The sequence below is a fragment of the Mesonia maritima genome (assembly GCF_042433895.1).
Lineage (GTDB): Bacteria > Bacteroidota > Bacteroidia > Flavobacteriales > Flavobacteriaceae > Mesonia > Mesonia maritima.
Map to the genome: position 1 here is coordinate 255,301 of NZ_JBHLUA010000003.1, position 15,179 is coordinate 270,479.

At 32.3% G+C, this 15,179-nt stretch carries 17 protein-coding genes; 9 read left to right on the top strand and 8 right to left on the bottom strand.

Annotated features, from left to right (window positions below):
* Position 1: 1 nt before the first annotated feature.
* From ACFFGL_RS02175 to ACFFGL_RS02205, 7 genes are all read right to left on the bottom strand, one after another.
* Positions 2-1,051 (bottom strand): hypothetical protein, encoded by a 1,050-nt coding sequence (locus tag ACFFGL_RS02175; RefSeq protein WP_309727386.1) that lies wholly within the window; start codon positions 1,049-1,051, stop codon positions 2-4.
* 6 nt (positions 1,052-1,057) lie between these two features.
* Positions 1,058-1,861, bottom strand: a complete 804-nt coding sequence (locus ACFFGL_RS02180) for a fimbrial biogenesis chaperone (RefSeq protein ID WP_309727387.1) — start codon at positions 1,859-1,861, stop codon at positions 1,058-1,060.
* Between the two features lie 58 nt (positions 1,862-1,919).
* Positions 1,920-2,444, bottom strand: a complete 525-nt coding sequence (locus ACFFGL_RS02185; protein WP_378927877.1) for a hypothetical protein — start codon at positions 2,442-2,444, stop codon at positions 1,920-1,922.
* 34 nt (positions 2,445-2,478) lie between these two features.
* Positions 2,479-3,015, bottom strand: coding sequence for a hypothetical protein (locus ACFFGL_RS02190; RefSeq protein WP_309727389.1), 537 nt, complete (start codon positions 3,013-3,015; stop codon positions 2,479-2,481).
* 104 nt (positions 3,016-3,119) lie between these two features.
* Positions 3,120-3,677: a hypothetical protein gene (locus tag ACFFGL_RS02195; protein ID WP_309727390.1), complete on the bottom strand. Its 558-nt coding sequence runs from the start codon at positions 3,675-3,677 to the stop codon at positions 3,120-3,122.
* Positions 3,678-3,808: 131 nt separating this feature from the next.
* Entirely contained in the window at positions 3,809-4,333 is a 525-nt protein-coding gene (locus ACFFGL_RS02200) for a hypothetical protein (RefSeq protein ID WP_309727391.1), read from the bottom strand.
* A gap of 222 nt (positions 4,334-4,555) precedes the next feature.
* Positions 4,556-5,452 (bottom strand): helix-turn-helix domain-containing protein, encoded by an 897-nt coding sequence (locus ACFFGL_RS02205; protein WP_309727392.1) that lies wholly within the window; start codon positions 5,450-5,452, stop codon positions 4,556-4,558.
* 268 nt (positions 5,453-5,720) lie between these two features.
* Here ACFFGL_RS02205 and ACFFGL_RS02210 point away from each other — a divergent pair, with 268 nt between their 5' ends.
* The 8 genes from ACFFGL_RS02210 to ACFFGL_RS02245 all read left to right on the top strand — a co-directional run bounded on the left by ACFFGL_RS02210 (position 5,721) and on the right by ACFFGL_RS02245 (position 14,330).
* Entirely contained in the window at positions 5,721-7,586 is a 1,866-nt protein-coding gene (locus tag ACFFGL_RS02210) for an ABC-F family ATP-binding cassette domain-containing protein (protein ID WP_309727393.1), read from the top strand.
* A complete protein-coding gene (locus ACFFGL_RS02215; protein WP_309727394.1) occupies positions 7,586-8,353 on the top strand; it encodes an O-methyltransferase in 768 nt (255 codons plus the stop codon). The genes ACFFGL_RS02210 and ACFFGL_RS02215 overlap by 1 nt, the downstream gene beginning before the upstream one ends.
* Positions 8,354-8,402: 49 nt before the next feature.
* Positions 8,403-9,089, top strand: coding sequence for an ABC transporter ATP-binding protein (locus tag ACFFGL_RS02220; protein ID WP_309727395.1), 687 nt, complete (start codon positions 8,403-8,405; stop codon positions 9,087-9,089).
* A 5-nt stretch (positions 9,090-9,094) separates the two neighbouring features.
* Positions 9,095-9,289, top strand: a complete 195-nt coding sequence (locus ACFFGL_RS02225; protein WP_309727396.1) for a hypothetical protein — start codon at positions 9,095-9,097, stop codon at positions 9,287-9,289.
* A gap of 72 nt (positions 9,290-9,361) precedes the next feature.
* Positions 9,362-9,934 (top strand): cob(I)yrinic acid a,c-diamide adenosyltransferase, encoded by a 573-nt coding sequence (locus tag ACFFGL_RS02230; RefSeq protein WP_309727397.1) that lies wholly within the window; start codon positions 9,362-9,364, stop codon positions 9,932-9,934.
* Between the two features lie 136 nt (positions 9,935-10,070).
* Positions 10,071-10,292, top strand: a complete 222-nt coding sequence (locus tag ACFFGL_RS02235; RefSeq protein WP_013187564.1) for a DUF2795 domain-containing protein — start codon at positions 10,071-10,073, stop codon at positions 10,290-10,292.
* An 86-nt stretch (positions 10,293-10,378) separates the two neighbouring features.
* Positions 10,379-13,738 (top strand): preprotein translocase subunit SecA, encoded by a 3,360-nt coding sequence (gene secA, locus ACFFGL_RS02240; protein WP_309727398.1) that lies wholly within the window; start codon positions 10,379-10,381, stop codon positions 13,736-13,738.
* 88 nt (positions 13,739-13,826) lie between these two features.
* Complete coding sequence (locus tag ACFFGL_RS02245; RefSeq protein WP_309727399.1) at positions 13,827-14,330, top strand: porin family protein; 504 nt, start codon at positions 13,827-13,829, stop codon at positions 14,328-14,330.
* Here the strand turns inward: ACFFGL_RS02245 and ACFFGL_RS02250 are convergent.
* Positions 14,320-14,595: a hypothetical protein gene (locus ACFFGL_RS02250; protein WP_309727400.1), complete on the bottom strand. Its 276-nt coding sequence runs from the start codon at positions 14,593-14,595 to the stop codon at positions 14,320-14,322. The two genes, ACFFGL_RS02245 and ACFFGL_RS02250, sit on opposite strands and share 11 nt — an antisense overlap.
* Positions 14,596-14,632: 37 nt before the next feature.
* Between ACFFGL_RS02250 and ACFFGL_RS02255 the strand changes: the two genes are divergently transcribed.
* On the top strand, positions 14,633-15,046 hold the full coding sequence (locus ACFFGL_RS02255) for a hypothetical protein (protein WP_309727401.1): 414 nt from the start codon (positions 14,633-14,635) through the stop codon (positions 15,044-15,046).
* The last annotated feature ends 133 nt before the right edge of the window (positions 15,047-15,179 follow it).

Below are 15,179 nucleotides of genomic sequence, written 5' to 3' on the forward strand. Positions count from 1 at the left end.
GCTAGTTAGGAGCAATTGTAAAAAAAACGTAAGCGCTAAAAGTCCCGCCATGCTGAATATCTTCTGCTTGCAAAGCATTTGGTGGAATCGAGAATTCAAGATCGTATAGTAAAGTTTGCGGCCAGGTTGCAGAACGCTCGATAAGAACCTGATCTGTAGCCGATAAACTTAAAGGTCCGAAAGTTTGCACATTATTTTCGGGCGAGCTTAAATTTACATTTACTTTTAATTTTGAAACCGGAATTGTCGCGGAAGAAGTTGAAGAGGTAAACACGCTATTAGAAGTTTTTACCAAAATTTGATGTGTATTGTAACTCGTAATTTTTAAACCTTGATTAATGGTTTTAGATTTTCCGTTGGCATAATCGGTAGCCGTAGAAAAATTGAAATTAAATACATTAGCTGAATTTTGTAAAGAAATGCTTTGCGTTCCGTAATTTCCGTTATAGTTTATGTGAAAACGTGCAATTTGACCGGTTGTAAAATTGTCTATTAACGTATAATTATCGCTTAAATTTTGTTTTCCGTAGAGACGAAATTCATAAGCAGTCTGGTAAATCCCATTAGGAATCGTTAATAAATGTGTTCCGCCTTCAACATAAAAATTAAAACTGAAGGTTCGATGGGTTTGTGTATTTAAAGGAACGTTACTTTCAATGAGGGAAACTTCATTAAATTTATTTAACGGAACGGGAACATTTGAAGGATTAATTAATTGATTATTGGTACTATAATTACTTTCTTGATTAAAAATAAGTTTTGCGTGAGAAGCATCTACACTATAATTTCCGTTTTGATGATAAAAATCGCTGGCTAAGCGAACGGTAAGTTTCCAATAATTTGTGTTATTAGTTCCATTATATTTTTGAATTCTCGCTCTAACTTGATTGGGGTAATTTTTTCCGTTAGCCAATTCGCTATTCGTATTAAACTGAAGTTGCCCGCCATCTTCAGCAGCGAGCGAAATTTGTGAATTTCCCTGCGCTAATGAACTAGCTTTAAAACCAAAAATTAAAAAAAGTAAAAATATGTATTGGGGGAAATTTTTCATGAAATTTTATAATGAAAAGTCTAACTCGGCGATATTAATAGTATCGCTATCGCCATAGGTTAAAATTGCTGAAATGGTGTAATCTCCACTTTTTAAATCTTCGGGTAAAATTTGTTTTATTTCCCGTAAATCGTTCGGTAAGGTATGAAATTCTTTCTTAGCTAAGGTTTGGGTTTTTCCTGTATTTTTATTGAAAATCTCCCACTCTACCGTTCCGCTTGTCCAAATATCTCCGCTGTTTTTTACGTTTATTTGAACAATTTTATTCTCCTGTTCGTCTTTATAATTTTTAAAATCTACAATTTCTAATTCGCTAGAAGATTGTGTGTTGAAAGAATGGTAAATTTTCACACCCATTCTTACGGTTACTTGAATAGAAGCGCCTTCTTGATCTTGCGCCTTTCCAGGATTTAACTGTGTAAAAAATATCATGGAAGTTCTAACCGGTAAAGTTTTATCTACATCAGCAGGAACTTTCATTGCTACTTCTACATTTTTAGTTTCGCCGGCTTCTAAGACAAAATAAGTATCGGGTAATATTTGAAGCCAATCTGTACAAGAATTTTCTAGCGTGCCGGCTTCTTTAATATTATTACTTCCAGAAGGTAAATAATTCCAGTCGCTAAAGGAAACTCCAATTTCTAATTCGGTATTTGTCGGGTTAGTAACTTTAATAACTTGTGAACCTTCGGCTCCTTGATCTAAATTATAATAAACTCTTCCAGGGGTTACGGCAATACCGGCTTGTGCGAATACTGTTGAAGTTACACTAAAAAGAAGTAATACTAATAAACCAATAGCTTTTTTCATAATTAAATAATTTTCTCATATAAAAACAAAGGTACATTTTAAATTGAAACACTCTATTTCACTGAGGTATTATGGTATAAATCACCGTAGTTTTATAATTTCCTGACGGAATATTTAAAAAATTGGGAGTAGCACTTGTGGGTATTACATAATTTACATCAAAACTTTGTAGCGTTTCACTAGAATGGGAATTCAATAAATTAGTTTGTGATGCATTTAAATAAACGCCAGAATTAATCGAGACCTGTCCCGAATTGAAATTAGGATTTAAATTTCCAGTATTTGCTTCAATTTTAATAATATTGACAGGTAAATTTGTATTTAAACCATTTAGTGTAAAATTCTGATTTGTAGCTGAAACAGCTAAGGTATAATTAGATGTAGCGGTTACTTTCACATGATTTTGCTGAATTCCGGAATTATTTCCAAATTTATAATGCGAAGGTAAATTCATATTTATCATTACCGAAGACTGTTCAATTTCAAGTGACATAAGTTCATTAACTACTAAATTTACCTGAGAAGCCGCAGAACCTATTTGTGCTTTACTTGAAAAAGAAGAAAGCCAAATGAAACTTAACATTAATATGTAATGAGATTTTTTCAATAGTTCAGTTTTAATTCGCTACAATACTATACGTAATCGTAGTTCTATAAGTATCTGAAGGATTATCATTCACATATTTTGCCCAACTCGAAATGTGATAGGAAACATCAAAGGTTCTTAACACATCTCCACTAAACGATTGTATTATACTTTGCTCATTTGTAGATAACGAAACCGGCGATAAATAAATGGTGTTACCATAAGTACTTGATTTCCCTAAACTCGGAATTATACTTACCGTGTTTACCGGAATTGTAGTGGTTTTCCCCTGTAGTTCAGATGAAGCAACTACTTCAATTTGATATTCTGATGTGCTTGTTACCTGAATATGGTTGGGTTGTGTAAGCGATTGTCCATTCATTAATTGTGCTAGATTATCTATCGATAAGTTCACATTAAATTGCGACTGATTTATCTTAATGCTTCGCACATCACCAATATAAGTACTTATTTCTACTTCATCTTTTTGTTGAACCTGTCCAAAAACTTGAGAAGAAAAAAGAAATAAACCTACTATTAACCCTAAAGATTTTAAAAATAAGTTCACCTTAAAAAGATTTTAAGTTAACAAATAAAAGACCTAATCATAACAGTATAATTCTAGATACTGAAAAGATTAGGTCTAATTTATAATTTAATTAAAATCTTTTCTTAGTTAGGAACTATAGTATAAGTTACTGTAGTTGTGTAGTTTCCATTTGCTTGGTTCAAAAAATTTGAAGCATTAGCAGCAGGAATTAAATAATTTACATCGAAACCTCTATTTAAATCTCCACCATCAACATTTACAACTTCTTGCTCAGTTACAGAAAGTGCTAAATTAGTTGCCTGAGAATTTATATTTGATAAAGTTGATTGATTTCCAGATAAATCTCCACCATCTGTTAATACCAATTCAACATTACTTACATCTAATGTACTAGTTCCAGAAGGTCCATTAAAAGTTGCACCAGAAGTTTTTGCTTCTACATAATAAGCTCCACTTGCAGTAACTTTTACGTGGTTATCTTGAACGCCAGACTCATTTCCCCCTGTAAAGTGAGAAGGTAAATTCATATCAATAGCTACCGTTGCTTGGTTAACTTCAATAGAATAGCTTTCTCCAATATTTACAGTTAATTCAGTATCGTCAGATGAATTCTGAGCAAAAGTTGATACTGAGGCTAAAAGTCCAAAAGTTACAAATAAAGTGTTTATTAATTTTTTCATCGGTCAAAGTGTTTTAATTAACGATGCAAATATATGACGATGAAAAAGGTTATTTGTAGTAGAAAAATACGTTTTTACGATACTTTTTTACAAAATTAACACAAATACCTGATATTCAGATTTTTAAAAAACTAATTAGGAACAATACTGTAAGAAATTGTAGTTGAATAATTTCCTTTAGGAGAGTTTAATAGCTTTTCTGCACCCGATACAAAATAATTCATATTAAAAGAGCGCTCGATATCACCAGAGCCAGAACTAATAATAGTTTGCTCTGTAGATGATAATGACACAGGTGAATAATTCAAATTACTATTTGGAGTGGTAAAACTGCCGGAAGAAGGAGTTACCTTAATTAAATTAGAAGGCAGTTCTGAATTTTCTCCTTTAAGATTACTTGATGTTGAAACTTTTATTTCATAATTTGAAGTACTCGTTACTTTAATATGGTTTTGTTTATCGAGAGATTTCCCGTTTGTAGCCTCTTTGACCGAATTAATCTCAACACCGACATTTTTTTGAGATGAATTTACTACAATACTTTGAAAATCTCCTAATCTAACACTAAAGTTTACATCAGCACTTTGTTGTGCATATCCGTATTGGCTGCACAACAAAATAAGTAACAATATTGATGTAAAATTTTTAATTAACACTTTATCGATTAAATTTACACTTTATCTATGGGTCAAAAGTATAAATTTTTATCGATTAAGAGCAATAAAAACAGTTTAAATTAATGGACAAAAATTGTTAAATAACATAATTAACTGATTTTCAATTATTTGATTTAAATTAAAAAATGTTAAAGTTTTTCAATAAAACAGTTTATGGATTTTCGTTAACTTTTAATTAACACTTAAAAGATGTAAAATTGTTTAATCTCGATATTTTTCGCGAAAAGTTAATGGACTTAAACCGACGTTAGAAGTAAACAGTTTTATAAAAGTATTTGGCTCTTCGTAACCTAAACGGAACGAAACTTCTTTAATACTCAAGTCAGTAAATTTTAATAATCGCTTCGCTTCAGTAATAATACGTTCGGTAATTATTTTTTTGGGAGAGGGTTTATTTAATGTAGAACAAATTTTAGCTAAATTTCTAGAGCTAATCTTAAGCTCATCAGCATAGAACCCTACTGTTTTTTCTTTTACAAAGTGATTTGCTACTAAGGTTTGAAATCTATTTAATAAGCTATATCCTTTACTATTTGATTTTATTTGTTCGCTATTTTCATGTTGCTGCAAATTCCATTCTGCAAAAAGCAACATTCGTTCTACAGTATTATGCGCTAATTGATATAACAACGGACTGAAATTTGCTTTACTTATATTATGGAAAAAACCTAAAAAACGAATCAATATCTCTTTATAAGGATCTTCTAAGTAAAGTTTCACCACTCCTTTCTTATTATTAAAAAGGTTACTCTGATGAAGAAGTTCACTATCCAACTGGGTTCTGGCATAAAAACTTTCTGTAAAATCCACAATATAAGCATCAAAATGTTTATAATTCTTGAGCTTAAAGACTTGGTTTTTCCCAATGAATAAACAATGGTCTTTTGTTAATTCAACTGTATTCATATCTAATTCTACAGAAACACTTCCTTTACAAACCCATATCATTCTATAAAATGAAGTCCTATAAATTTTTGCTATTCGGCTCGCATCTTCTTCATATTCTATCTTATTTACACATATCCCGTAGGGATTAATTTCTTTATTAAACTGAATGTGATGAATTTCTCTATTATCTTTCTCAGTTAATTTGTACATATTTATTGGGGTAAATTTTCGTACTTTTAATTATGTTTTTGTAAATTTATTTTTAATATAATAAGTTATCGGTTAAATGCATAATAATACGATGAAAAGTTTAGAATGGTTTAATAAAAAGCTATATTTTTTAAATATAGTTGAAATAAAATTTGAACGAAATTTTATTATTAACTAAATCATTATCATTTTCAACTATTTTTTTCAAAATTCCCTACCGCAACTAATTTCCTGAGCATTTTATTTTTTACTTTGCAAGAAAAACATCTTGAATTACGTTTCAGTAGAACATATTGCCAAAGCATACGGAGAACGCGTGCTATTTTCAGATCTTTCGTTCGGAATAAATGAAGGTCAAAAAATTGGACTCATCGCTAAAAATGGAACCGGAAAAACTTCGCTGCTCAATATTTTAGCATTAGATGATGTTCCCGATAGCGGTCAAGTAAATTACCGTAATAATCTAAAAACCGCTTTTTTAGCACAAGACCCGAAATTAGATGAAAATCTTACGGTAGAAGAAACCATTTTCGCTTCTGAAAATGAAACCCTGCGCATTATTGCTCAATATGAAAAAGCACTAAAAAATCCGCACGATACCGAAAACTATCAAAAAGCATTCGATTTAATGGATGCAAAACAAGCTTGGGATTTCGAAACGCAATACAAACAAATTCTTTCAAAATTAAAGCTCGAAAATCTCGACCAAAAAGTCAACTTACTTTCCGGCGGACAAAAACGTAGGCTTGCTTTAGCGAACACGTTGCTCGACAAACCCGATCTTTTAATTCTAGATGAACCTACAAACCACTTAGATTTAGAAATGATCGAATGGCTGGAAGAATTCTTTAAAAAAGAGAATTTCACCCTTTTTATGGTTACGCACGACCGCTATTTTTTAGAGCGCGTCTGCAATGAAATAATTGAGTTAGACGAAGGAAATCTCTACAGTTACAAAGGAAATTACAGCTATTATCTTGAAAAACGAGATGCGCGAATTGAAAATGAAAAAACCAACACCGAAAAAGCAAAACAACTTTATAAAAAAGAATTAGATTGGATGCGGCGCCAACCCAAAGCGCGAACCACAAAATCTAAATCTCGAATAGATGATTTTTCTGAAATAAAAGCACGCGCTTCAAAACGCAGAAATGAGCAAAAAGTTCAATTAGAAATTAACATGGAACGTCTCGGAAATAAAATAGTCGAGCTCCATAATATTTCAAAAGCTTATGATGATAAATTATTGTTTGAAAATTTCAGTTATAATTTTCAGCAAGGCGAACGTTTGGGAATCATCGGTAAAAATGGAACAGGAAAATCTACTTTTCTCAACACATTAATTGGAAGTCAAAAACCCGATAACGGAAAAATTGTAATTGGCGAAACTATAAAGTTTGGCTATTACACACAAAAAGGAATCGAGGTAAAACCCGGTCAGAAAGTAATTGATGTGATTCGCGAATTTGGCGATTATATTCCATTAAAAAAAGGTCGGCAAATTTCTGCACAACAACTCTTAGAAAAGTTTTTATTCAGCAGAAAAAAACAATACGATTTTGTTGAAAAATTAAGCGGTGGAGAGCGAAAACGCTTATATTTATGTACGGTTCTTATTCAAAACCCTAATTTTTTAATACTCGATGAACCTACTAACGATCTGGATATTGTGACCTTAAATGTACTCGAAAATTTCTTGTTAGATTTTCCGGGTTGTTTAATCGTGGTTTCGCACGACCGGTATTTTATGGATAAAATTGTAGATCACTTATTCGTATTTAAAGGAAAAGGAATTATTGAAGATTTCCCTGGAAATTATTCAGATTATCGTGCTTATGAAGGAAGCAGTTCACCCGAAACTTCAGAAAAGAAAGAAGAAACAGTTACTAAAAAAGACTGGAAAACTTCAGATAACGAGAAAAAACTAACCTATAACGAACAAAAAGAATATAAAAAATTAGAGCGAGAAATTGCTAAACTAGAACGCGAAAAAGAAAAGCTTCAACAAGAATTTTTAAACGATTTAGCTGAAGATGAAATCAATAAAAAATCGCAAGAATTACAAACGATTATTGATGAAATTGAAGCGAAAACCGAACGTTGGTTCGATTTGTCGGCAAAAATGGAAAGCTAATGAGATGGTATCAGCTTAAATCTTATTTTAATTTTATTTTTTCAGCTACCAATCAACATGGAGTTCATTCACCATTTATCTATCAGTTAGTTACCAAGTGTTTTTACAATCGAAAAAACCGCCCGGAATATAGAAAAATTGGTGAATACCGAAAAGATTTATTTCAAGAAGAACAAAAAGTTGAAATTCAACCAAATTGCAGCACTTTTTTTAAAGCGAATACCTATAAAGTTTCTAAACTCGCAAAAGTTTATGCCACTTCTTGGAAAAGGAGCAAATTTCTCACGCGCTTAATAGACTATTTGGAATTTAAAAGCGTCTTAGAAATTGGTACCCAAATGGGAATTCGAACGTCGTGCTTTGCTTCCAATAAAAACTGCGAAATCGTAACGATTGATAATTGCGAGGAAACCCAAAAAGTAGCGCGAGAAAAATTGGAAAAACACGAATTTTCTAATATTGAGTTTTGCCGACAAGAATTTATTCAGGAAGAAATTTCTGTAGATCGAAAAAAAATAGATTGTTTTTTTATTAGCAATACGCGAAAAAAAGAAAGCACACTTCATCTTTTTGAAGAAGCACTAAAAAAAATTCATAATGATAGCTTGGTGATTATGGAAGGACTTCATTGGTCGAAAGAAATGAACCAAGCTTGGGAAGAAATAAAAGAAAATAAAAATGTTACTGTAACTATCGATACTTTTTATTTAGGTTTAGTTTTTTTCAGAAAAGAACAAAACAAAGAGCATTTTAAAATACGTTTGTAATTGTAACAAGTTATCTTAAAAAACGTCATACCAAAAACAGTTTACTGCAATGAGCAACGTAATAGAGATTAAAGAAATAAAAAGAGATTTTCAACTTGGGCAAGAAACCGTAAAAGTTTTAAAAGGAATTGATCTTACTATCGAAAAAGGAGAATACGTTGCTTTTATGGGCCCTTCCGGTTCCGGAAAATCTACTTTAATGAATTTGCTCGGTTGTTTAGATACGCCAACTTCTGGCACCTATATTTTAAACAATCACGATGTAAGTAAATTAACCGATGATGAATTAGCTGAAATAAGAAACAAAGAAATCGGCTTTGTTTTTCAAACCTTTAATTTATTACCCAGAACTACCGCGCTCGATAATGTAGCTTTACCCATGATTTATGCGGGAAAGTCGAAACAAGATCGAGATGAAAGAGCCAAAGAAGTTTTAAAAAATGTTGGTTTGGGCGATCGGATGGATCATAAACCAAATCAACTGTCGGGGGGTCAACGCCAGCGTGTAGCCGTTGGACGAGCGTTGGTAAATAAACCTTCCATCATTTTAGCCGATGAACCTACTGGAAATTTAGATTCAAAAACTTCCGTTGAAATCATGAAACTTTTCGATGAAATTCATGCCGCAGGAAATACCGTAATTCTAGTAACTCACGAAGAAGATATTGCAGAACACGCCCATAGAATTATTAGATTACGCGATGGAATTATTGAAAGCGATGAACGCCATAAATAACACCTATGAATTTTGAAGATTTCTCTCCCCTAACCCAACTATTTTTTGTTTTTGCTATTCTAGCAGTATTATTTTTTTTGGTAATCGCCAACAATAAAAGGAATAAATCTCGCCGTGAAAACCGAAGCGCAAAAAGTTTTAAACAGCGCATAAAAGAAAGAAAAATAGAACGGGAAGAAGAAAATGAAAATTTAACGTAACCAGAATCAACCTGAAAGAAATTACCACTTCTCTATTCTATTTTTTACCTTTAGCACTTCAACAGAAAAACAATGAAAATATATACAAAAACCGGAGATAAAGGTACAACTGCTCTTTTTGGCGGTACGCGAGTTCCTAAAAGCCACATTCGTATTGAAAGTTATGGCACCGTAGATGAACTTAACGCAAATATTGGTTTGGTTAGAGATCAAGAAATAGACCAGCACACCAAATCTATCTTAAAGCAAATTCAAGAAAATCTTTTCACACTCGGAGCAGAATTAGCAACCGATCCTGCAAAAGCAAAACTTAAAAACGGGAAAGAACGCCTTAACATTTCAAAAATTAATACTTCACATCTCGAGCAATTAGAAAATGAAATCGATGAGATGAATAAAAATTTGCCAGAAATGACGCATTTTATCCTTCCCGGCGGTCATACAACCGTGTCATATTGTCACATAGCACGTTGCGTTTGTCGAAGAGCCGAACGTTTAACAAGTGCGCTTTATGACATTGAAGCTTTCGATGAGCATATTTTAAAATACCTCAATCGCTTATCAGACTATTTATTTGTGCTGGCACGAAAGTTGACTAAAGATTTAAACGCTGAAGAAATTAAGTGGATGCCCGAAAAAAGCTAACACACAAACACTTCAGAAAAAGTGTGCAAAGCACTATAAACCATAAGTTCTTAAAAATAATAGTGAAATAATAGATTTTTTACTTGACATTTACGTCGAAAAATTTATTTTTGCAAAAATTAAACACGATAATCAAATGTATTGGACATTAGAATTAGCATCTTATTTAAGTGATGCTCCTTGGCCGGCTACGAAAGATGAATTAATTGATTACGCAATTAGAACCGGAGCTCCGCTGGAGGTTGTAGAGAATCTACAATCGATCGAAGACGAAGGGGACTCATACGATTCAATCGAAGAAATATGGCCCGATTATCCCACAGATGATGATTATCTTTGGAATGAAGATGAATATTAGAAAAGCAAAAAAACAATAGTAAAAAGTCTCAATTCGAGGCTTTTTTTTTGCTTACATTTGAATACTATTTAAAACCATTAAACGTTATGAGTTTTTTAGACTCTGTATTAAAAATTTTCGTGGGCGATAAATCTGAAAAAGATGTAAAAGCAATCCAGCCCATTGTAGATAAAATAAAATCCTTCGAGAGCGAATTAGAAAAAATTTCCTTAGACGAACTGCGGAACAAAACCGTAAGCTTTAAAGAAAAAATTTCTGAAGCTACCAAAGCAACTACAGCAGAAATCCAATCGCTAAAAGAAAAATCTGAAGCCTCAGAAGATATTAGTGAAAAAGAAGATATTTATGCTCAAATTGATGCGTTAGAAGAAAAAGTGAAAACAATTTCTGAAGACGTTTTAAATGAAATTCTTCCTGAAGCATTCGCCGTAGTAAAAGAAACGGCAAAACGATTTTTTCATAACGAAACACTCGAAGTTACCGCTACCCCATTCGATAGGGAATTATCTGCAACTAAAGATTATGTAACCTTAGAAGAAGAAAAAGCCATTTGGAAAAATTCTTGGGACGCTGCCGGAAAAGAAATTAAGTGGGACATGATCCATTATGATGTTCAGCTAATTGGTGGTGTGGCAATGCATCAAGGTAAAATTGCCGAAATGCAAACCGGTGAAGGTAAAACCTTAGTGGCAACGCTTCCTGTATATTTAAATGCATTAACCGGTCGCGGTGTTCATTTGGTTACCGTAAACGATTATCTAGCAAAACGTGATAGCGCTTGGATGGCACCGCTATTTAATTTTCACGGCTTAAGTGTAGATTGTATAGATTATCACCGACCAAATTCTGAAGCGCGAAGAAAAGCCTACAATGCAGATATTACCTACGGAACTAACAATGAATTTGGCTTCGATTATTTGCGTGATAATATGAGCCACTCACCTAGTGATTTGGTTCAACGTCCACATAATTATGCTATTGTCGATGAGGTCGATTCAGTATTGATTGATGATGCTCGAACGCCATTAATTATTTCCGGTCCGGTTCCAAAAGGGGATGTTCACGAATTTGACGTTTTAAAACCACAGATTTCAAAAATTGTTGAAGTTCAACGAAAATATTTAGTAGGTGTTTTAGCGGAAGCAAAAAAATTAATCGCTGCCGGCGATACAAAAGAAGGCGGCTTTTTATTGTTAAGAGTTTACCGCGGACTTCCAAAAAACAAAGCACTTATAAAATATTTAAGTGAAGAAGGAATTAAACAATTGCTTCAAAAGACAGAAAATCATTACATGCAAGACAACAACCGCGAAATGCCAAAGGTTGATGCTGAATTGTATTTTGTAATTGAAGAAAAAAATAACCAAATAGATCTTACCGACAAAGGAGTTGAATTTTTATCCGGTAAAGAAGATCCTGATTTCTTTGTAATGCCAGAAATGGGAATGGAAATTTCCAAAATCGAAAATCAAAATTTATCGAAAGAAGAAGAAGCAGAGAAAAAAGAAGAATTATTCAGAGATTTTAGCGTAAAAAGTGAACGAATTCACACTTTACGTCAATTGCTAAAAGCTTATACTTTATTTGAAAAAGACACCGAATATGTGGTGATGGATAATAAAGTAAAAATTGTTGATGAACAAACCGGTCGTATTATGGACGGGCGTCGTTACAGCGATGGTTTACACCAAGCAATTGAAGCGAAAGAAAATGTAAAAATTGAAGATGCTACGCAAACTTTCGCAACGGTAACGCTTCAGAATTATTTCAGAATGTATAATAAACTTTCTGGAATGACGGGTACTGCCGTAACGGAAGCTGGAGAGTTCTGGGAAATTTACGAATTAGATGTTGTTGAAATCCCAACCAATAGACCCATCGCTAGAAAAGATAAAGAAGATTTAGTTTACAAAACAAAACGTGAAAAATACAACGCGGTTATCGAAGAAGTTACCAATTTATCACGTGCCGGAAGACCGGTTTTAATTGGTACAACATCGGTAGAAATTTCTGAATTGTTAAGTAGAATGCTTAAAATCAGAAACGTTCCGCATAATGTATTAAACGCGAAATTGCACAAAAAAGAAGCCGATATTGTAGAAGAAGCCGGTAAATCTGGTATCGTAACAATTGCTACAAACATGGCAGGTCGTGGTACCGATATTAAATTAAGCAAAGAAGTAAAAGAAGCCGGTGGTTTAGCAATTATTGGTACCGAGCGTCACGATTCCAGACGTGTCGACAGACAGTTAAGAGGTCGTGCAGGTCGTCAAGGAGATCCGGGAAGTTCACAATTCTACGTTTCTTTAGAAGATAATTTAATGCGTCTTTTCGGTAGCGAACGTATCGCTAAATTAATGGATAGAATGGGACTTGAAGAAGGTGAAGTTATTCAACACGGAATGATTTCAAAGTCTATCGAGCGTGCGCAGAAAAAAGTTGAAGAAAATAATTTTGGTGTTCGTAAACGTTTATTAGAATATGATGATGTAATGAACGCCCAGCGTGAAGTAATTTACAAACGTCGTTACCACGCTTTATTTGGAGAACGATTACGCGTAGATATCGCAAATATGCTGTTTGATATTTCTGAATCGATTACGGAAACAAATAAAAACGCTGCAGATTATAAAAACTTTGAATTTGAATTAATTCGCTATTTCTCGATGAATTCTCCAATTACAGAGGAAGAATTCGGAAAAATGTCTGCTCAAAAAATTTCAGCTGAAATTTATAAAAACGCTTACGAACATTATCAGGTAAAAATGAAGCGTAATGCTGAATTAGCTTTCCCGGTAATTAAACGTGTTTATGAAGAGCAAGGCGACAGATTCGAGCGAATTGCTGTACCTTTTTCTGATGGAAACAAAACCTTGCAAGTAGCTACCAATTTGGCAAAAGCATACGAAACCGAAGGAAAAGAACTCATCACCGATTTCGAAAAAAATATTACACTCGCCATTATAGATGACGCTTGGAAAACACATCTTCGAAAAATGGATGAATTAAAACAAAGCGTTCAGTTAGCGGTTCACGAACAAAAAGACCCGTTACTTATTTATAAATTCGAGGCCTTTGAACTTTTCAAAGAAATGCTGGAAAATGTGAATAGAGACGTAATTTCATTCTTATTTAAAGGTGAAATTCCGCAACAGGAAAATAATAATATTCAAGAAGCGCGTGAAACACGTCCTAAAGAAAAGCTTGAAACTAGTAAGGAAGAAATCCCCAATATAGATGAACGTGCCGCTCAAAACAGAGCTGCAGGAGAACAAGCACAACAGCAACCACAAGTTACTGAGACTATTGTTAGAGAACAACCCAAAATTGGTCGAAATGATAAAGTAACCATAAAAAATGTAGTGAGCGGTGAAAATAAAACGCTAAAATATAAACAAGCCATTCCTTTATTAGAAAATGGAGATTGGATTTTAGCTAACCAATAAATAATTCTTTTAAAAAGAGACCGAAAAAACCCGATTTTTTAATCGGGTTTTTTATTTTTAATCATTCGTATAAATAAATTCATTAATTATGAAGTGTAGATTTATTTTAATTCTTCTTTTTTTGGCAATTTCAACTTCAGGCTTTGCGCAAAAAAATATTCACTTTGGTATTAAAGCCGGCGGAAACTTATCCGGTTTTCACACAGGGAAAAGTATTAATACCGGAAATTCAGGAATAAATTTTGGCGGTGTTGCCGAATTAGAATTAAACGATTTATTCTCGCTTCAATCTGAAATTATTTATAACAGAAAAGGTGGTTTGATTGATGTTAAAGACAAAAGCTTTTCTGAATTTTATTCTATCGAAACAGATCTTGATTATATTGATATTCCGGTTCAAGCTAAAATATATTTTCTAAAAAATGTGAGTTTAGATCTTGGCGCGCAAGTAGGATTTTTATTAAATACTAAAGGTAAAATCACAAATTCTCAAAATAATAATGGTGAAGAAGTTGAATTTAAACTTACAAATACAGTAGATTTTGGTCTAAACGGTGTTAGCAGTAATAAAAAAAATAAAATTACGATTTGAATTCAAGTTCGATTTTCCGCTGGTATTCAATAAGAAGCATGTCAAATTGCAGAATTCCTCTTGGCTCTATTCCATTTTTATTAGAAATCGTTATGATAAAATCCTGGAATTTTTCTTTTAATTGGTTTAAACTTAGATCTTCATTAAAAAAATCGGGATTTGTAAAAACTCTGTAATATTTTTCACAAAAACACAGAATAATTTGATAATCCTCTAATGTGTAGCTATTATTTTGAATAACTTTATTTAGCTCTTTTTTCGTCATAAAAATTTTTTTAATTTACAATTAAATATTGAATTGAATGAAAACTACTAAAACAATTACTATAAATAAAAAAATATTAGGTGTTTTTTTATTATCATTTATTGCCGGCTTTTTATTATTATTTAGCTTAGAACATCTCGGAAAATTCAGTTATTTACCTAAAAACAATTCCAATTTAATCCAAAGTTCTAACAAAAACAATTATCCGATCAGTACTCCTATCGCTTCAATTTATTATGAAACTTATTTTGGTGAAAGAGTTAGAACATCTGGAAATGGTTTTAGAATTAAAGACGTGATTTTTAAAGAATCTGAATTCAAAAATTATTCAAATAGATTATATTATTATATTGAGGCAACTAAAACGGATTATAAATTTGGATTAATTTTTTCAACTGTTTTATTTGCGATAATGTTATTTTTTATAAATTTTAAAATAAAATTCAAATGAAATACCTAATTATTCTAATTTCATTATTATTTATTTCTTGTATAGATGAACCTAAAAAAAAACCTTTTAAAAAAGATGTTATTATTCAAGAAAAAGTAAAAGAGGTGAGTTATAATATCTATAACAATATTAA